The sequence below is a fragment of the Nocardioides sp. CPCC 205120 genome, from assembly GCF_048654585.1.
In the GTDB taxonomy this organism is placed as follows: domain Bacteria; phylum Actinomycetota; class Actinomycetes; order Propionibacteriales; family Nocardioidaceae; genus Nocardioides.
Genome location: NZ_JBMCYY010000002.1, coordinates 851,458 through 869,040, shown reverse-complemented (window position 1 = coordinate 869,040; position 17,583 = coordinate 851,458). Strand labels below are relative to the sequence as shown.

The 17,583-nt window shown below is 74.1% G+C and carries 19 protein-coding genes; 11 read left to right on the top strand and 8 right to left on the bottom strand.

The features are described 5' to 3' along the window. Positions 1-11 precede the first annotated feature (11 nt). Genes ACOACO_RS15155 through ACOACO_RS15145 form a run of 3 tightly spaced genes read right to left on the bottom strand, consistent with a single transcriptional unit; the run spans position 12 to position 3,088 of the window. Positions 12-518, bottom strand: a complete 507-nt coding sequence (locus ACOACO_RS15155) for a GNAT family N-acetyltransferase (protein WP_420297096.1) — start codon at positions 516-518, stop codon at positions 12-14. Positions 519-525: 7 nt separating this feature from the next. Then, positions 526-2,211 (bottom strand): acetolactate synthase, encoded by a 1,686-nt coding sequence (locus ACOACO_RS15150; protein ID WP_420297095.1) that lies wholly within the window; start codon positions 2,209-2,211, stop codon positions 526-528. Between the two features lie 58 nt (positions 2,212-2,269). Continuing rightward, the gene (locus ACOACO_RS15145) at positions 2,270-3,088 is read right to left on the bottom strand and encodes a DUF2785 domain-containing protein (protein ID WP_420297094.1); all 819 of its coding nucleotides are present in this window, start codon (positions 3,086-3,088) and stop codon (positions 2,270-2,272) included. Positions 3,089-3,188: 100 nt separating this feature from the next. On the opposite strand from ACOACO_RS15145, the gene ACOACO_RS15140 reads away from it, so the two are divergent. Continuing rightward, positions 3,189-4,658: a sensor histidine kinase gene (locus ACOACO_RS15140; protein ID WP_420297093.1), complete on the top strand. Its 1,470-nt coding sequence runs from the start codon at positions 3,189-3,191 to the stop codon at positions 4,656-4,658. A gap of 141 nt (positions 4,659-4,799) precedes the next feature. Here the strand turns inward: ACOACO_RS15140 and ACOACO_RS15135 are convergent, their stop codons facing one another. Continuing rightward, a complete protein-coding gene (locus ACOACO_RS15135; protein ID WP_277498398.1) occupies positions 4,800-5,051 on the bottom strand; it encodes a WhiB family transcriptional regulator in 252 nt (83 codons plus the stop codon). Between the two features lie 203 nt (positions 5,052-5,254). On the opposite strand from ACOACO_RS15135, the gene ACOACO_RS15130 reads away from it, so the two are divergent. Beyond that, positions 5,255-5,689: a hypothetical protein gene (locus ACOACO_RS15130; protein ID WP_420297092.1), complete on the top strand. Its 435-nt coding sequence runs from the start codon at positions 5,255-5,257 to the stop codon at positions 5,687-5,689. Between the two features lie 11 nt (positions 5,690-5,700). Here ACOACO_RS15130 and ACOACO_RS15125 read toward each other — a convergent pair whose 3' ends face one another. Next, a complete protein-coding gene (locus tag ACOACO_RS15125) occupies positions 5,701-6,666 on the bottom strand; it encodes an RNA polymerase sigma factor SigF (RefSeq protein WP_420297091.1) in 966 nt (321 codons plus the stop codon). Between the two features lies 1 nt (position 6,667). Next, positions 6,668-7,075: an anti-sigma factor gene (locus tag ACOACO_RS15120; protein ID WP_420297090.1), complete on the bottom strand. Its 408-nt coding sequence runs from the start codon at positions 7,073-7,075 to the stop codon at positions 6,668-6,670. Between the two features lie 218 nt (positions 7,076-7,293). On the opposite strand from ACOACO_RS15120, the gene ACOACO_RS15115 reads away from it, so the two are divergent. After that, positions 7,294-7,692: a DUF5994 family protein gene (locus tag ACOACO_RS15115; RefSeq protein WP_420297089.1), complete on the top strand. Its 399-nt coding sequence runs from the start codon at positions 7,294-7,296 to the stop codon at positions 7,690-7,692. A gap of 172 nt (positions 7,693-7,864) precedes the next feature. Here the strand turns inward: ACOACO_RS15115 and sodN are convergent, their stop codons facing one another. Continuing rightward, entirely contained in the window at positions 7,865-8,266 is a 402-nt protein-coding gene (sodN, locus tag ACOACO_RS15110) for a superoxide dismutase, Ni (RefSeq protein ID WP_277498403.1), read from the bottom strand. Between the two features lie 72 nt (positions 8,267-8,338). Here sodN and ACOACO_RS15105 point away from each other — a divergent pair, with 72 nt between their 5' ends. The 4 genes from ACOACO_RS15105 to ACOACO_RS15090 all read left to right on the top strand — a co-directional run bounded on the left by ACOACO_RS15105 (position 8,339) and on the right by ACOACO_RS15090 (position 11,755). Next, positions 8,339-8,725, top strand: coding sequence for a S24/S26 family peptidase (locus ACOACO_RS15105; protein WP_420297088.1), 387 nt, complete (start codon positions 8,339-8,341; stop codon positions 8,723-8,725). A 93-nt stretch (positions 8,726-8,818) separates the two neighbouring features. Next, on the top strand, positions 8,819-10,018 hold the full coding sequence (locus ACOACO_RS15100) for an NAD(P)-dependent malic enzyme (RefSeq protein ID WP_420297087.1): 1,200 nt from the start codon (positions 8,819-8,821) through the stop codon (positions 10,016-10,018). Positions 10,019-10,046: 28 nt separating this feature from the next. Next, a complete protein-coding gene (locus tag ACOACO_RS15095) occupies positions 10,047-11,015 on the top strand; it encodes a zinc-binding dehydrogenase (RefSeq protein WP_420297086.1) in 969 nt (322 codons plus the stop codon). Next, entirely contained in the window at positions 11,012-11,755 is a 744-nt protein-coding gene (locus ACOACO_RS15090; RefSeq protein WP_420297085.1) for an SDR family oxidoreductase, read from the top strand. The genes ACOACO_RS15095 and ACOACO_RS15090 overlap by 4 nt, the downstream gene beginning before the upstream one ends. 9 nt (positions 11,756-11,764) lie before the next feature. On the opposite strand, the gene ACOACO_RS15085 is transcribed toward ACOACO_RS15090, so the two are convergent. Continuing rightward, the gene (locus ACOACO_RS15085) at positions 11,765-12,400 is read right to left on the bottom strand and encodes a TetR family transcriptional regulator (RefSeq protein WP_420297084.1); all 636 of its coding nucleotides are present in this window, start codon (positions 12,398-12,400) and stop codon (positions 11,765-11,767) included. A gap of 145 nt (positions 12,401-12,545) precedes the next feature. On the opposite strand from ACOACO_RS15085, the gene ACOACO_RS15080 reads away from it, so the two are divergent. From ACOACO_RS15080 to ACOACO_RS15065, 4 genes are all read left to right on the top strand, one after another. Next, the gene (locus ACOACO_RS15080; protein ID WP_420297083.1) at positions 12,546-13,640 is read left to right on the top strand and encodes a ferredoxin reductase; all 1,095 of its coding nucleotides are present in this window, start codon (positions 12,546-12,548) and stop codon (positions 13,638-13,640) included. A 50-nt stretch (positions 13,641-13,690) separates the two neighbouring features. Beyond that, a complete protein-coding gene (locus tag ACOACO_RS15075) occupies positions 13,691-14,893 on the top strand; it encodes a fatty acid desaturase family protein (protein ID WP_420297082.1) in 1,203 nt (400 codons plus the stop codon). Positions 14,894-14,904: 11 nt separating this feature from the next. Then, the gene (locus tag ACOACO_RS15070) at positions 14,905-15,135 is read left to right on the top strand and encodes a hypothetical protein (protein WP_420297081.1); all 231 of its coding nucleotides are present in this window, start codon (positions 14,905-14,907) and stop codon (positions 15,133-15,135) included. Between the two features lie 181 nt (positions 15,136-15,316). Then, positions 15,317-17,581, top strand: a complete 2,265-nt coding sequence (locus ACOACO_RS15065) for a protein kinase domain-containing protein (RefSeq protein ID WP_420297080.1) — start codon at positions 15,317-15,319, stop codon at positions 17,579-17,581. Positions 17,582-17,583 lie beyond the last annotated feature (2 nt).

The window sequence follows — 17,583 nt, the reverse complement described above, 5'->3', positions numbered from 1 at the left end:
GCCCCGCCCCCTCAGAACTGCAGCGCGAACACCCGCAGGTCGATGCCCGGCGCGGGGGACCAGTCGCGGTCCGGGTCGCGCACGAACCCCAGCGACAGGTAGAGCCCGTGTGCCGCGGTCTGCGCCGGCAGCGACGACAGGGCCACGCCGACGCGGCCCTCGGCCCGGGCGAGGTCGACGCAGTGCTCGACCAGCGCCCGCGCGACGCCCCGGCGGTGCAGGTGCGGGTCGACGGCGAGCATCCGGAACTCGCCCTCGTCGTCCGAGGCGATCTCCCGCCACGGCGACCCGGCCGGGCACCACGTCACGGTGCCCGCGACCACGGGCCCCGTGCGCTCCTCGAGCAGCTCGGCGACCCACACGTCCGCCTCCGCGGTGCGGGTCGCCGTGTCGCCGAGGTGTGCCGCGTAGGGCTCGCCCGCGTCGACGAACCCGCCCGCGAGGTACGCCGACAGCGTGAGGTCGCCGATGCGGGCGTGGTCCGCCGGGCTGGCCGGTCGGATCCTGACCGTGCGCACCGTCCGCTCAGATCCCGAACGTGTTGCGGGGGTAGGCGGCGTCGACGTCCGTGATCACGTTGACCAGGTAGGGCACGTTCGCCGCGAACGCCCGGTCGAGGGCCGCGCCGATCTGGCGGGGGTCCGTGACCGTCTCTCCTGCGCCACCGAGCGCGCGGACGACCTCGTCGTACGCCGTGCGGGGCGCGAGGTCCGCGGCCACGTCGTACCCGTAGAGCATCTGCATCGGGCCCTTCTCGAGCCCCCACGCGGAGTTGTTGCCCATCACCATCACGACGGGGAGGTCGTGGCGCACGAGGGTGTCGACGTCCATGAGCGAGAAGCCCGCGGCCCCGTCGCCGAGGAGGAGCACGACCTGCGCGGAGGGGCGGGCGATCCGCGCGGCGATGGCGGCGCCGAGCCCCGCGCCCAGGCAGCCGTACGGCCCCGGGTCGAGCCAGCCGCCGGGGCGCTTCGGCTCGACGTACTTGCCCGCGAACGACACGAAGTCGCCGCCGTCACCGATGACGACCGCGTCCTCGGCGAGCCGCGGCACGAGCTCGCCGTAGATGCGCGCCGGGTGGATGGGGTCGGCCTCGGCGCCCAGCAGGTCGCGGTCGCGGGCGGCGGCCGCCGCGACGGTGTCCTGCAGCCGGGTGACCCAGCCCGCCCAGTCGGGCGTGCGGGCCCCTCCCTGCAGCGCCACGAGCACGCCGTCGAGCACGCGGGTCAGGTCGCCGGCCACCGAGCCCGCCAGCTCGGCGTGGCCGGAGAGCTGCCCGGGGGAGTCGGCGACGTGCACGACCCGGGCCGGCATCGCCCCCTCCTTGCCGCCGAACACGCCGTACCCGAGCCGGAAGTCGAGCGGCGTGCCGACCACGACGACGAGGTCGGCGCCACCGAGAGCAGCGCCGCGTGCCTTCGTCACCAGCAGCGGGTGGCCGCCGGGCACCACGCCGCGGCCCATGCCGTTCGTGATCGCGGGCAGGCCCGCCTCCTCCACCAGGCGCAGCGCTGCCTCTTCCGCGCCGTCGGCCCACACGTCGGTGCCGAGCACGAGCACGGGGCGCTCCGCCTCGGTGAGCAGGCGCGCGAGGGTGGCTACCGCCTCGGGATCGGGCTCGATCGGGTCGGGGCGCGCGCCGGTCGGCGCGGGACCGGAGGCCGACGCGAAGAACTCGTCCATCGGCACGTCGACGAACACCGGGCCGCGGTGCGAGGACCCGGCCGTCGCGAACGCGGTCGACATGCCGCCCAGCACCTCGCCGGCGGTGTGCAGCGTGCGCGCGTCCTTGGCGACGGGGGCGATGATCGGCGGCTGGTCGAGCTCCTGCAGGCTGCCCGAGCCCCAGCGGTTGGCGGGGGCGCGGCCACCGACCACGACCATGGGCGACCCGGCGAACTGGGCCTGCGCGATCGCGCTGAGGCCGTTCGTGACGCCCGGGCCGGCGGTGAGCACGGCGAGGCCGGGGGTGCGGGTCAGCTTGCCCGTCGCCTCCGCCGCGAACGCGGCGGTCTGCTCGTGCCGCACGTCGAGCAGCCGCATCGGCGGCGTGGCCTTGACCGCCCCGTCGTACATGGGGAACACGTGCGCGCCCGACAGCGTGAACATCGTCTCGACGCCGTGCGCGCGGGCGGCGGCGACGGCCAGCTCGCCGGCGTGGCCGGAGATCTCGGCGCCGTCGACGGAGGGGGTGGTCTCGGAGGCGGTCATGTGAGCCACGTTACTCACGGGTCGCCTCGTGGTGGGAGGGTTCGTCCCAACCCGCGGGTCAGCGGCGGGCGCGCAGGCCGGGGTTGGTCTGCCGCAGCGCGTCGACGAGCACGAGCAGCAGGTCGGGGCGCATCTGCGGCGGGTCCGGGGCGAGCGCCAGCTGCAGGTGCAGCGCCCGCAGGAACGCCTCGGGGTTGCCGGTCACCCGGTAGGGGTCCTGCGTCTCGCTGGGGTACGCCGTGGCGCGGGCCGCGACCCGGCGCACCCACGGCTCGACGACCGCCAGCGGCAGCGCGTTGCGGCGCAGCACCCGCAGGGTCGCCTCGGCGATGCGGTCCGGCTCGCCGGAGACGAGGAGCCGTCCGCCGGGGGTCAGCACCCGGTCGGCGAGCACGTCGAGGAGCACGGTCAGCTCGGGGGCCGCCAGGTGCGGGGAGTCGGCGAGCATGCCGATCGCGTCCGCGCCGTGGGCGACGGCGTGGGCCCAGCCCTTGCCGTCGACGAAGCCGCGGTCGTCGCGCTCCCGCAGGTACCACGACACGATCCGGTCGCCCCAGTCCAGGATCTTCCCGCCGGGCACCAGGGCGCGGCGGCTGTCGCGGGCGATGCACTCACCGAGCAGCAGCGCGGAGAAGCTGCGCCGGAAGACGGTGTCGGTGCCGCTCTCGCCCAGGCCGGTGGCCAGGCCCGCGGCGATGCCGTCCCCGAGACCGGCGAGGAGGTCGTCGTACACCCCCCGGTCGATCCAGGTCGCCAGGGTCGGGTACGCCGTGCGGTCCCGCTCGGCGGGGTCCGCCGAGCCCAGCATGGCGGTCAGCTCGGCCGTCAGGTCGGCGAGCGGGCGGTCGCTGGGAACCCCCAGACCGCTGTCGATCACCTGTCTCCAGTACGACCCGACCACGGGCCCCATCCTGCCAGTCGGGCCGTCCGGGCGACGGGGTGGGGGGCGGGCGTCCTAGGCTGGTCGGGTGGCGTGGATGAGCGACCTGGTCAGGGACCACACGGACCTCGACGAGGACGACCTCGCCTGGCTCCAGCTGTTGATGTCGGACTGGCAGATCGTGGCCGACCTGTCCTTCGCGGACCTGGTGATGTGGCTGCCCGACCGGGACGGCAAGGGGTTCTGGGCGGTCGCCCAGATGCGTCCCACCACCGGGCCGACCGCGCTCGTGGACGACGTCGTGGGGGAGTTCGTCGAGGTCGGGCGCCGGCCCCTGCTCGACGGCGCGCTGCGGCACCGCAAGCTGCTGCGCGAGGGCGACCCCGAGTGGCGCGACGACGTCCCGGTGCGGGTCGAGACCATCCCCGTGCAGCGCGGTGGCCGCGTCATCGCCATCGTCGGGCGCAACACCAACCTGCTGGGCGTGCGCACCCCGTCGCGGCTCGAGCTGTCCTACCTGGAGACGGCCTCGGACCTGACCCGGATGATCGCCGGCGGCCAGTTCCCCGTGGTGGGCCAGCGCAGCGCGGACGCCGACTCCCCGCGCGTCGGCGACGGCTTCGTGCGGGTCGAGGCCGACGGCACCGTGCGCTACGCCAGCCCGAACGCCCTGTCTGTGTTCCGCCGGCTCGGCCACCGCGGCGACCTGGTCGGGGTCAACCTCGCCGACGTGACCCGCAGCCTGGTGCCGCCGCGGCGCCGCCCCGACGAGGAGACCCTGAGCGCGGTGCTCGGCGGGCGCGCGCACCGCGACACCGAGGTGGCCACCGACTCGGTCGCGGTCATCCTGCGCGCCATCCCGCTGCGGCCCCACGGCGACCACGTCGGCGCGCTCATCCTGCTGCGCGACGTGTCCGAGCTGCGCCGCCGCGACCGCGAGCTCGTCACGAAGGACGCGACGATCCGGGAGATCCACCACCGGGTGAAGAACAACCTGCAGACCGTGGCCGCGCTCCTGCGGCTGCAGTCGCGGCGCATCGACGAGCCCGCGGCGCGGGCCGCGCTCGGCGAGGCCGTGCGCCGCGTCGGGTCGATCGCGATCGTGCACGAGACCCTCAGCCAGGCCGTGGAGGAGAGCGTCGACTTCGACCAGGTCGTCGAGCGCCTGGTGCGGATGGTGACGGACGTGAGCGTCGCCGGCGACCGCATCCGCGTCGAGGCGACGGGGGAGTACGGCGTGATCCCCTCGGAGGTGGCGACCCCCCTGGCGATGGTGGTCACCGAGCTGCTGCAGAACGCGGTCGAGCACGGGTTCGGTGCGCTGCACGACGCCGACGCGAGCGGCGTCGTCACGACCGAGGCCCGTCGTACCGAGGGGGCGCTGCGGGTCGTCGTCGAGGACGACGGACGCGGCCTGCCGCCGGACTTCGACATCGCGTCCGGCAGCGGCCTGGGGCTCACGATCGTGCGCACGCTCGTCGAGTCCGAGCTGGGTGGCACCCTCCAGCTGGGCGGGCGCGGCGACCTGCCGGGCTCGCGCTTCGTGGTCGACGTGCCCGTGGAGTGAGCACCCCGTGGGGCGAGGACCCGTGGAGCGAGCACCCCGAGGGTGCCCGTCGACGGTCCCGGGAACGGCTCGACCCGTCGGCCGGCGGCCGACGGGTCGTCGTCGTGGGGGCGCCGTTCGCGGCGCCGGTGGCGCGGTCGCTCAGACGGCGCGCACGCGGGCGCGGGCGTTGCGCCGCTTCAGGGCACGCCGCTCGTCCTCGCTGAGGCCACCCCACACGCCGTGGTCCTGGCCGGCCTCGAGGGCCCACGCGAGGCACTGCTCGCGCACGTCGCAGCGGCGGCACACCTGCTTGGCCTCCTCGATCTGCAGGATCGCGGGGCCGGTGTTGCCGATCGGGAAGAACAGCTCCGGGTCCTCGTCGAGGCAGGCAGAGCGGTGACGCCAATCCATGATCGGGTGGGTCCTTTTCGTTCGCGGGTGGTGGAGCAGGTGGGGTGGACCCGCTCGAAGACTCAACGTCGTGGTCGTCGACCCGGTGGGGCGCGCTGAACACGTACGGCCTCAACACTGACGCGTGGTGGGGTCGGGCACAACCCCCTCGGGCCGTCTGGTGTGTCACAGCCGTTACGTCGCTGTCATCTAGCCTTGGCCGGGTGACCGACTCCCCGTCGTACGAGCGTGCCTCCGGGCCGCTGCCCCTCGCCATGCGGCTCGGGGCCGCGCTGGTCGGTCTGCAGGCCCTGGCCGTGCTCGGCTTCGCACTGACCGAGCTGGGGTACGGCGTCGTGGAGCGCGAGGGCCTCGCGATCGCCGTCGCGCTCTTCCTCGGAGCCTACGGGGCGGGCCTGGTGGCGGGCGCGGTGCTCCTGCTGCGGCGCCGGTCCTCGGCCCGCTCGCCGTTGGTGCTGGCGCAGCTGCTCCACCTGGGTATCGCGTGGAACATGCGGGACGCGCCGACCACGCCCGTCGCGGTCGCGCTCGCCGCCGGCTCGGTGGCCGCCCTCGTGCTCCTCATGTGGCCCTCGACCACCGCGGTGCTGATGGCCGCCGAGGGCGGGACCGGCGAGGAGCCCGACCGGGTGGCCTGACGCTCCGGGCGTCAGACCTCGTCGGCGAGGCTGGCGCGCAGCTGGTCGAGCGTGCGGGCCAGCAGCCGCGAGACGTGCATCTGGGACACGCCGATCTCCGCGGCGATCTGGGACTGCGTCATGTTCTTGAAGAACCGCAGCAGCAGGATCTTCTTCTCGCGGGCGGGCAGCTGGTCGAGGAGCGGCTTGAGCGACTCGCGGATCTCGACGTGCTGCAGCCCCTCGTCGTCGACGCCGATCGTGTCGAGCATCGTCGTGGTGCTGTCGTCGCTGTTGTCGGTGGCGTCGAGGGAGAGCGTGGAGTAGGCGTTGCTCGACTCCATCCCCTCGACGATCTCCTCGCTCGTGCAGCCGATGGCCGCGGCGAGCTCGCTGACGGTGGGGGACCGGCCGTGCTTCTGGGTGAGCTCGGCGGTCGTCGCGGTGATCTGCATCCGCAGCTCCTGCAGCCGCCGCGGCACCCGGATCGCCCAGCCCTTGTCGCGGAAGTACCGCTTGATCTCGCCGATGATGGTCGGCGTCGCGTACGTCGAGAACTCCACGCCGCGGTCGGTGTCGAACCGGTCGATCGACTTCAGCAGCCCGATCGTGCCGACCTGCACCAGGTCCTCGAACGGCTCGCCCCGGTTGCGGAAGCGCCGGGCGCAGTGCTCCACGAGCGGGAGGTGCAGGTGGACGAGGCCGTCGCGGGCGCCCTGCCGGGCCGCGTCGGAGGACAGGTCGTCGTGCAGCTCGGCGAAGAGGGCCGCGCTGCGCCGGCGCGTCTGCTCGATGCCGGCGGTGCGGGCGTCGGGCTCGCGGTCGGGCACCGGGTCGAGGTCGGGCCCGACCTCGACCACGGCGTCGGGGTCGAGCCCGGCGGGACCCGGGTCGGTCAGGTCGTCGGTGGGGTCGTCCGCGGGGTCGTCGACGGGGTCGGCCTCGGTCGCGGCACCCGTCCCCACCTCGTGCGGCATGCCGGGGTCCTGGGCGCTCATCTCAGAGCTCGGTCTCCGCGACGATCGTGAGCCGCACCCCGAACGAGCCCTCGCCCGGCAGCTCCTCGGCCGAGGCGGCCAGCGTGGTCAGCACCTGCCAGGCGAAGCTCTCGTAGTTGGGCTCCGTCGGGGTGGAGGTGTCGACCCGCACCTCGAGCGTCAGCGAGCGCGGGCCGAAGTGGAACGCGCAGTGCAGGTCGGACTCGGGGTCGGCCTCCGGCAGCACGAGGGCGGTGGCCTCGCCGACCGCGATGCGCAGGTCCTCGATCGCCTCGATGGTGAAGTCGAGCCGCGCCGCCAGTCCGGCCGCCGTCGTGCGGAGGACGGAGACGTACGCGCCGTCAGCGGGGAGGCGGAGCTCCACGTCGGGGCGGCCGTGGGGGTCGGGCGCCGCACCGGGCACGGTCATGAGGACGTCCTTCCGGGGTGGCGACGCTGACGGGCCGACCCTAGTGCGTCGAGGTCGCGGTCGGCGACAGGGTCCGTGCCCGCCGCGGCCCGCCGCGAAACCGGGCGCCGGGGACGTCGCGGTAGCCTGGAGGAGCACGACCGCGCTCGCGAGGTCGTCGGCACGGGTCCGTGCCGATCCGACCGTCCGACGCGGCGACACCGAAGGCGGTGGCCCCCGTGGTCACGAACGCTCCCACCATCCCGCAGCACTCCGCAGAGCTCGTGCTCGGCACCCTCGACGCCCGGACGCAGCCCCAGGGCGCGTTCTGGCCCCGGTCCCGTGTGCTGGCCGACGAGCTCACCCACCTGTTCACGATGTGGCCGGTCGAGGCCGGTCGCATCGCACGGGTCCTCTACTCCCCGCCGGACTGGGACGACCGTCCCCGCGCCGTGCCGGTGCCCGGCCGCCAGGTGAAGACGGGCTGCTTCCCCCGCGACGACACCCACCTGCTGACGCTCGTGATGGCCGACGCGACGCGGCGCACCCTCGTCGTCGTACCGCCGGAGACCCCGGTGGGCGCGGCCGAGGACGTCCTGGCGTCGTTCCGGTCCCCGGACCGGACGCCCGCCGGGTGATCGCGCTCCTCCTCGTGGCCTTCCTCGCCTGGACGGGGTTGCTGGCCCTCGCCGGCGGCCTCCTGCGCCACGTGCTGCGGCACGCCCTGCACGACCCCTCCTGACCCCGGACGCAGGACCGCCCCGACCTCGCGGAGGTCGGGGCGGTCCGGGTGCTGCGGGACGCGCTGCGTCAGGCCTTCTTGGTCTCCCAGAAGATCGCGGCGATCTCGTCGATCTTCGCGAGCAGCTGGTCGGCGACCTCGGCGTCGAGGGTGCCCTTGGCGCCGCCGGCGCCGGCGAGCTTCGTCGCCTCGTTCACCAGCTGGTGCAGCTGGGGGTACTTCTCGAAGTGCGGGGGCTTGAAGTAGTCGGTCCACAGCACCCACAGGTGGTGCTTGACGAGCTCCGCGCGCTGCTCCTTGATGAGGATGGCGCGGGTGCGGAAGTCGGGGTCGTCGTTGTCGGCGACCTTGGCGATGATGGCCTTGATGGACTCGGCCTCGATGCGGGCCTGGGCGGGGTCGTAGACGCCGCAGGGGAGGTCGCAGTGGGCGGAGACATCGACGGTCGGGGCGAACAGTCGCGCGAACATCCGTGGTCCTCTCGTGTGCTGGGCATGACGGTCGCGGGCAGGGCCCGCGGCGTGCTTGCGACACTACTCCGCATGGGTGACGAGGTGGAGCGCGGTCCGCGCGCGGCGGCGCCGTCCGACTCCTCCCGCCCGCTCCTGCCGTGGGGCGTCGCGCGGGTGCGCGGCGACTCGATGCGCCCCCACCTGCGGCCGGGCGACCGCCTGCTGGTCCGGTACGGCGCACGCCCCCGCCCGGGGGACGTGGTGCTCGCCCGCTTCCCCGACGGCACCCTCGTCGTGAAGCGGGCCGCGGAGCAGCGGGCCGACCGCGCCGGCGTACCGGGGTGGTGGCTGCTCAGCGACGACCCCGAGCGGGGCGTCGACTCCCGCCACCGCGGCGTGGTGCCCGCCCGGGACGTGGTCGGCGTGGTGCGGCTGCGGTGGTGGCCCCCGCGACCCGGGGCGCGCCGCTCGGCGTGAGGCGCGCGTCACGGTCCGTGACGTGGGCCACAGGTACGCAGTACCGCTCTGTGGGACACTGACCCGGTCCCCGCAACCCCCTGGAAGTTGGCCATGTCTGCACCCGTCACGTCCCCGTCCACGTCCGCGCACCCCTTCGAGGGTGACCCCGTCTTCGACCTCCACGTCGGCGGCAAGATGGCGGTCGCGGCGACGGTAGGGGTGGGCACGCGCGAGGACCTCTCGCTGGCCTACACGCCGGGCGTGGCGCGGGTGTGCGAGGCCATCGCGGCCGACCCCGGGATGACCCACCACTACACGTGGGTGCCGAACACGGTCGCGGTCGTCACGGACGGCACGGCGGTGCTCGGCCTCGGTGACATCGGCCCCGCCGCGGCGATGCCGGTCATGGAGGGCAAGGCCGTGCTCTTCAAGCAGTTCGGCGGCGTCGACGGCGTGCCCATCTGCCTCGACACGACCGACGTCGACGAGCTGGTCGAGACCGTCGTGCGCCTCGCGCCCAGCTTCGGCGGCATCAACCTGGAGGACATCTCCGCCCCGCGCTGCTTCGAGGTGGAGGACCGGCTCAAGGAGCGCCTCGACATCCCCGTCTTCCACGACGACCAGCACGGCACCGCCGTCGTCGTGCTCGCCGCGCTGGAGAACGCGCTGCGGCTCACGGGCCGCGCGCACGCCGGCACGCGGGTCGTCGTCTCGGGCGCCGGGGCGGCCGGGGTCGCCGTCACCAAGATCCTGCTCGAGGCGGGCATCGAGGACCTCGTCGTGACCGACCGCAGCGGCATCGTGTCGGAGGACCGCGACGACCTGACCGACGTGAAGCGCGCCCTGGCCGGCCTCACCGCCGGCCGGTCGGTGCGCAACGGCTCGCTCGCCGACGCGATGGCCGGCGCCGACGTCTACATCGGCGTCTCCGGCGGCACGGTCGACGAGGCGGTCGTGGCCACCATGGCCGCCGACGCCATCATCTTCGGGCTGGCGAACCCCACGCCCGAGGTGCTCCCCGAGGTGGCGCACCGGCACGCCCGGGTCGTCGCCACCGGGCGCTCGGACTTCCCCAACCAGATCAACAACGTGCTCGCGTTCCCCGGCATCTTCCGCGGCGCGTTCGACGCCCACGCCACCGCGATCACCGAGAACATGAAGCTGGCCGCCGCGGGCGCGCTGGCGGACCTCGTCGGCGACGAGCTGCGGGAGGACTTCATCATCCCCTCGCCGTTCGACCCGCGCGTGGCGCCGGCGGTCGCGTCCGCCGTCGCCGAGGCGGCGCGCCGCGACGGCGTCGCCCGGCGCTGAGCCTGGTCGCCGCCGCTAGGGTCGCCCCATGTTCGCCGTCTACGCCGCCGAGTTCTCCTCCGACGACCCCCTGTCGGGCCTCGTGGTCGGGGAGCGCCCCGACCCCGTGGCTCCCGAGGGCTGGACCACGGTCACCGTGAAGGCCGCCTCGCTCAACCACCACGACCTGTGGTCGCTGCGCGGGGTGGGCCTCAAGCAGGAGGCCCTGCCGATGATCCTCGGCTGCGACGCCGCGGGTCTCGACGAGGACGGCAACGAGGTCGTCGTGCACGCCGTCGTCTCCGACCCGTCGTGGCGCGGCGACGAGACGCTGGACCCCCGCCGGTCGCTGCTCTCGGAGCGCCACCAGGGCACGTTCGCCGACAAGGTCGTCGTGCCCCGCGGCAACGTGGTGCCGAAGCCGGCGTCGCTGTCGTTCGAGGAGGCGGCCTGCCTGCCGACGGCGTGGCTCACGGCGTACCGGATGCTCTTCACCCAGGGCGGCCTCAAGGCCGGCGACACGGTGCTGGTGCAGGGGGCCGGTGGCGGGGTCGCGACCGCGCTCATCACCCTCGGCCGCGCGGCCGGGCTCAAGGTGCTGGCCACGAGCCGCGACGAGGCCAAGCGGGCCCGCGCGCTCGAGATCGGCGCCCACGAGGTCTTCGAGAGCGGCGCCCGGCTGCCCGTCAAGGTCGACGCGGTCATGGAGACGGTCGGACGGGCCACGTGGACGCACTCGATCCGCTCGCTGCGCCCCGGCGGCAAGATCGTCATCTCCGGCACGACGTCGGGCCCGAACCTCGACGACGCCGAGCTCACCCGCATCTTCTTCCTGCAGCTGCAGGTGATCGGGTCGACGATGGGCACGCGCGCCGAGCTGGCCTCCCTCGTCACCATGCTCGACGCGACCGGCACCCGCCCGCTGCTCGACCGGGTGCTGCCCATGGCCGACGCCCGCGAGGGCTTCGCGGCCATGGCCGAGGGCGACGTGTTCGGCAAGGTCGTGCTGACGCGATGACCGGCACGACGGGCGGCCCGACCGGCGACGCGTCCGGCGGCGCCGCGCCGCGCCGTACCCACGTCGTCACCGGCGCCGGGTCCGGGATCGGGCGCGCGGCCGCCGACCGGCTGCACGCCCGCGGCGACCGGCTCGTGCTGCTGGCCCGCACCGAGGAGCGGGCCGGCGCGCTGCGCACGGCGTACGACGGCGCGGTGGTCGAGGTCGTCGACCTGGCCGACCCCGCGGCCCTCGCGGCCTGGACCCTCCCGGAGGGGATCGACGCACTGGACTCCGTGCTCCACGTGGCCGGGGTCGTGCACCTGGGGCCCGTCGCCGAGCTCGACGACGCCGCGTGGCACGAGACGATGACGGTGAACCTGACCGCACCGGTGCTCCTGACCCGCGCCCTGCTGCCCGCGCTGCGGGCCGCCCGCGGCACGGCCGTCTTCGTGAACTCCAGCGCGGGGCGGGTCGGACACGCGGGGTGGGCGTCGTACGCCGCCTCGAAGTTCGGCCTCCGCGGTTTCGCCGACGCGCTCCGGGAGGAGGAGGCGGCCAACGGTGTACGCGTGTCCACCGTCTATCCCGGCCGCACCGCCACCCCGATGCAGGAGTCGGTGCACGCCCAGGAGGGTGCGGACTACGACGCGGAGCGGTGGATCGACCCCGCCACCGTGGCGGCGGCCGTGCTCACGTGCGTCGACCTGCCGCGGGACGCCACGATGCCCGAGGTCGTGGTCAAGCCCGGCCCCCGCTGAGCGGCGGGGTCAGCCCGAGCGCCAGTTGAGGGCGCCGACGATCATCATCCGCAGCTGCAGGCGCGCCCGCTGGGCGACCGCCTCCTCCGCGGAGCGGCGCCCCGCGGCGACCAGCAGGTCCTCCGCCGTCGCGACGACCGCGTTCACGATGAGGTTGGCCAGCACCGTCAGGTCGTCGCCGGACCACGCGTCCGTGCCGGGCAGGCGGGCCAGGTCGGTCGCGAGCTCGCGCTCGCACAGCTCGATCTCGTGCCGGATCGCCGCCCGCACGCCCGGGGGGCCCGCGAAGCGCTCGCGCGCGATGAAGGAGAAGTGCGCGTGCTGGGCGCGGACGTGCTCCGTCAGCACCCGCACGGAGCTGTCGATGATGTCGCGGAAGGTGGGGTCCGCGCTGCGCACGTCGCGCAGCATCGCCCGCAAGGAGACGAAGGCGTCGTCGACCAGCGCGAGGCCCAGCTCCTCGATCGAGGAGAAGTGGCGGTAGAACGCGGTCGGCACGATGCCGACCTCCTTCGCGACCTGCCGCAGCGACAGCGCCGACAGTCCCCCCTCGGCCGAGAGGGCGAGCGCGGCGTCGAGGATCGACTGGCGCGTCAGCTCCTTCCGCGCGACGCGCGTCAGCGCCGGGTCACCTGGGGTGGTCACGCCCGTCATCGTCCCACGAGCGTGCCGGGCGGGTGCGGTGTGGCCTCGCCCACGGCTCCTTGACCGTGTCCGGGGGCTCCGTGCATCGTTGTGAGTGCACAGGTGTTCACCGAAAGGGTGGACACGGTCACCTGAAGGAGCAGCGATGGGTCTCACCAGCACCCTCCTCGCGTCGCGGACGCTGGCGGCGCTGACCTCCCCCCACGGGGTCGACCGCTACCTCGAGCTCGTGAACCCGATGTGGGCGGCCCGCGAGGTGCGGGCCCGCGTCGTGAGCGTCGAGCGCGAGACGAGCGGCGAGCACCCCGTGGCCACCGTCACGTTGCAGCCGACGTCGACCTGGCGCGGCCACCGCGCGGGGCAGTACGTCCAGGTGGGCGTCGAGGTCCCCGGGGCCCGCCGCACCACCCGCTGCTTCACCATCTCCTCGGCCGCCTCGCAGCCGGGGGAGCGCTTCACCCTGACCGTGCGCGCCCACGCCGAGGGCCTCGTGTCGCGCTGGCTCGTCGAGGAGGCCCGGCCGGGCTTCGTCGTGCACCTCTCCCAGGCGCAGGGCGACTTCACGCTGAACGAGAGCCCCGCCACGCCGACCAACAACCACCTGCTCTTCATCACCGGCGGCTCCGGCATCACGCCCGCCATGTCGATGGTGCGCACCCTCCTGCGGGACGGGTACGACGGGCACGCCGGCCGCAAGGTCACGTTCCTGCACTACGCCCGCGGCCCGGAGGACCAGATCTTCGCCGACGAGCTGGCCCGCATCGCGGCCGACGACAACGGCGTCCGCGTCGTTCTGCGGCACGAGTCGGCGGGCGACCCCCTTTTCAGCGCGATCGACCTGGCCCGCCTCGTGCCGGACTTCCGCGAGGTCGACACCTGGGTCTGCGGCCCCGCCGGCCTCATGGAGCGCGTCGAGCTGGCGTACGACGGGTCGCCCCGCCTGCGCACGGAGCGGTTCAAGGCCCCGGTCGTCAAGGCGGGCAACGCCGAGGGCGACGTCGTCTTCTCCCGCTCGGGCCAGCAGGTCGCGAACACCGGCGCCTCGCTGCTCGAGCAGGCCGAGGCCGCGGGACTCACGCCCGAGTTCGGCTGCCGCATGGGCATCTGCTTCTCCTGCACGGCCCGCAAGACCGAGGGCACCGTACGCAACGTGCTCACCGGCGAGGAGTCGTCCCTGCCCGACGAGGACATCCGCGTCTGCGTGTCCGCGCCGGTCGGCGACTGCGCCGTCGAGCTCTGACCACCCCCGCGCGACCCCGACCACCCGTCGTACCCGACGAAGGAGGAACCATGTCCGCCCTGACCACGGAGCAGCCCGTCCGCGAGCCGGCCCCCGCGCCGCAGCCCGACGAGCAGCCGATCAGCGCCAACCTGCCGCTCACGCCGTCCCAGCTCGAGGCGTTCGGCGCCGAGATGGACGCCATCCGCCAGCGCATCATCGCCGACCTCGGCGAGGCCGACGCCGACTACATCCGCAAGGTGCTCAAGGCCCAGCGCGGCTTCGAGGTCGCCGGCCGCGCCCTGTTCTACCTGCCGCCGGCGTGGCCGCTGGCCGTCGCCGCGCTCTCGATCTCCAAGATCCTCGACAACATGGAGATCGGGCACAACGTCATGCACGGCCAGTACGACTGGATGGGCGACCCCGCGCTCAACTCGCGGATGTTCGAGTGGGACAACGTGTGCCCGAGCGAGCAGTGGAAGTACTCGCACAACTACATCCACCACACGTTCACGAACATCGTCGGCAAGGACCGCGACGTCGGGTACGGCATCCTGCGCATGGACGCCGACCAGAAGTGGCACCCGTACTACCTGGGCAACCCGGTCTACGCGCTGCTGCTCATGCTGTTCTTCGAGTGGGGCGTCGCGATGCACGACCTCGAGGTCGAGAACATCGTGGCCGGCAAGCGGAAGATCTCCGAGAACGCGGCGCTGCACCGCGGGATCATGCGCAAGGTGAAGCGCCAGGCCCTGAAGGACTACGTGCTCTTCCCGGCGCTCACCGGCCCGCTGTTCCCGCTCACGCTGGCGGGCAACGCGACGGCCAACCTGGTGCGCAACATCTGGGCGTTCAACATCATCTTCTGCGGCCACTTCCCGGCCGGCGTCGCCTCCTTCTCCGTGGAGGAGACCGAGGACGAGTCGCGCGGCCAGTGGTACCTGCGCCAGCTGCTCGGCTCGGCCAACATCACGGGCAGCAAGCTGTTCCACGTCATGAGCGGCAACCTGTCGCACCAGATCGAGCACCACCTCTTCCCCGACCTCCCGGCGCGCCGCTACCCGGAGGTCGCCGACGAGGTCCGCGAGATCTGCGAGCGCTACGGCCTGCAGTACAACACCGGCCCGCTCGGCCACCAGCTGTTCAGCGTCGCCAAGAAGATCTGCCGCTTCGCGCTGCCGGACGACGTCTCGCAGGTGCCCGGTGTCGGCCTGGTGCGCGGTCTGCTCGGCCACAAGAAGGCGCCGGTTGCCGACGTGGCCGAGGCTGCCTGAGACTGAGCGGCATGGGTGAGGACCGCGTCGGCGACGACCAGCTGAGCAGGGCCGAGATCGCGAAGGACGTCGCGCAGGCGACGGTCGGGATCGCGGCGACGACGGTGGGCCGCGTCGTCACGATCGTGACGGGCGCGGTCCGCCAGGTCGCCGACGCGGTCGGCGACGGCGCCACGGAGGTCTTCGAGCTCCGCGACGCGGCGCGCAAGGCCACCGCCGAGCTGGAGTCGCGCGAGGACTGACCGCGCCGCCGCACGTGCCGGCCCGGACCCGTGGGGTCCGGGCCGTCGTGCGTCCGTGGCCCGGTGGGTGGTCCGTGGGAGGGTTCGGGGACCGCTCGGCGGGGTAGCGATCACCGGGTCGCGCGCGAGCGGAGGGGTCGGCGCCGTCCGCCGACCCGTCGACGCTGTGGAGGAGGTGCCCGTGCTGGAGCCGGGAGGTGTGTTCGGGAGCTACCAGGTCGGGGAGAGCATCGGCCACGGTGGCATGGGCATCGTCTACCGCGCCGTGCACCGCGACCTGGACCGCGAGGTCGCGCTCAAGGTCCTGGCGCCGCAGTTCTCGACCGACGAGGAGTACCGGCAGCGGTTCCTCAGTGAGGCCCGCACGCTGGCCCGGCTCGAGTCGAACCACGTCGTCGCCATCTACGACGCGGGGGAGCGCGACGGCTCGCTCTACCTGGCGATGCAGCTCGTCACCGACGGCGACCTGGCGACGTGGCTGCGCGCCTACGGGCCGATGCCCCCCGCCATGGCCCTCGACCTCCTGCGCCAGGTGACGACGGGGCTGGCGGCCGCGCACGCCGCCGGCGTGCTGCACCGCGACATCAAGGCGTCGAACGTGCTGCTGCGGCGCCTGCCCGACGGCTCGACCCGGGCCTACCTGTGCGACTTCGGCATCGCGCAGACCCAGGACTCCTCGCACACACGTCCCGGCGGGGTCGTGGGCACGTGGGCCTACCTGGCCCCCGAGCGCCACCAGGGTGCGCCGGCCTCCCCGGCCACCGACGTGTACGCCCTCGGCTGCCTGCTGTGGGCCATGCTGACGGGCCACGGGCCGTACACGGGGGGCACCGACGTCGAGATCGCCATCGCCCACATCAAGGCGCCCGTGCCGCAGCTGCCGGGCACCGGCCCGGCGGACCGGGCGCTGAACCACCTCCTCGCCCGCCTCCTCGACAAGGACCCGTTCCGCCGTCCGCCCTCCGCCGAGGCCGTGCTGGCGGAGGTCGACCGGGCCGCGGCCGTCGTGACCACGGGCACGGGTCCCGTCGCCGCGCCGACCGCCGAGCGCACCGCGGGCAGCACGCAGGCCGCGTCGTACGGCGGGTCCCCCCGCCCGCCCCGCTCCCGCCGCGGGCGCTGGATCGGGGCCGCCGTGGCCGCCGCCGTGCTCGTGGCCGGCGGCGTCGGCGCGGCGGTGGTGCTCGGGGACGAGCCGGGCGGGGGCGGTGGTGGCGGCGGCGAGGTCCCGTACGCCGGCGACACCGTCGCCGGGGTCGTGGACGCACCGGTGACGGTCACGCCGTGCGACGAGGACGCCGCAGGCCTGCGCATCGGGGGCCTGGTGCCCGCCACGGGCGTCCTGTCCCGGCAGGCGCCGGGCACGGCCGGGGGGCTGGGCCTGGCCGTCAGCGACATCAACGCCGCCGGCGGGGTGCTGGGCGAGGACGTCTGCCACACCACCCTCGACAGCGGCGACGACGAGCAGCTGGAGGAGCTGTACGACGGCGGTCTCGAGGCCGACGCGGTGGTCGGGCCGCTCGAGTCCGACCTGGCCGAGCAGGTCGTGACCTACTTCGAGGACGAGGAGGTCGTCCACGTGTCGCCGGCGGCGTACGCGAGCGACCTGTCCGGGGTGTCGCCGTACTCGTTCCGCACCATCGGCGAGTTCGGGGCCATGGCCGACGTCCTGGCCCGGCTCCTCAACGACCGGGCGCGCGGCGTGGACTCCGTCGCCCACCTCGTGGAGGCGGACCTGGCGGCGCTCCGGGCGCGGGACCTGGTGGAGGAGCGGCTCGACGAGGCGGGCGTGTCCTGCGTGCACGGGTGCGTCGGCGCCGAGCAGGAGATCCCGGGCGACGCGACCGACCTGGCTCCCTACGCCCAGGCCGCGGTCGCCTCCGGGGCCGAGGCACTGGTGGTCGTCGGCTACATGGACGGGGTCGACCTGTTCACTGCGCTGGCAGCCGCGGGGTGGACCGGCCCGATCTTCCTCACCAGCTACGCCGACGACGCCCTCGCCGGGGCCCCCGCGGAGCTGCTGGCGAGCACGTACTCCGTCTTCCCCGCCGTCGTGGCGGAGGAGGACTTCATCGCCCGTGTCGAGGAGTGGTACGCCCAGGACTCCGGCGGCACCGTGCCCACCCCGTTCCTCGCCGCCGAGTCGTACGACGCGGTGGTGCTCGCCGCGCTCGCGGCGACCCGCGGGGGCGCGACGGACGGCACGACGATCGCGGAGAACATGCGGGCGGTCTCCGGCAGCGAGGGCGGCACCCAGTGCCGGACGTACCGACGCTGCCTGGCCCTGCTGGAGGCCGGCGAGGAGGTCGTCTACCGCGGGGTGGCGGTGGCGGGGCCGTTCACCGAGGACCACGACCTCGGCGACGCCTGGTTCAGCGTCTTCACCTTCGACGAGTCGGGTGAGGGCACCCGCGAGGACACCCAGCTGCTGGGCCACACGGACTGAGC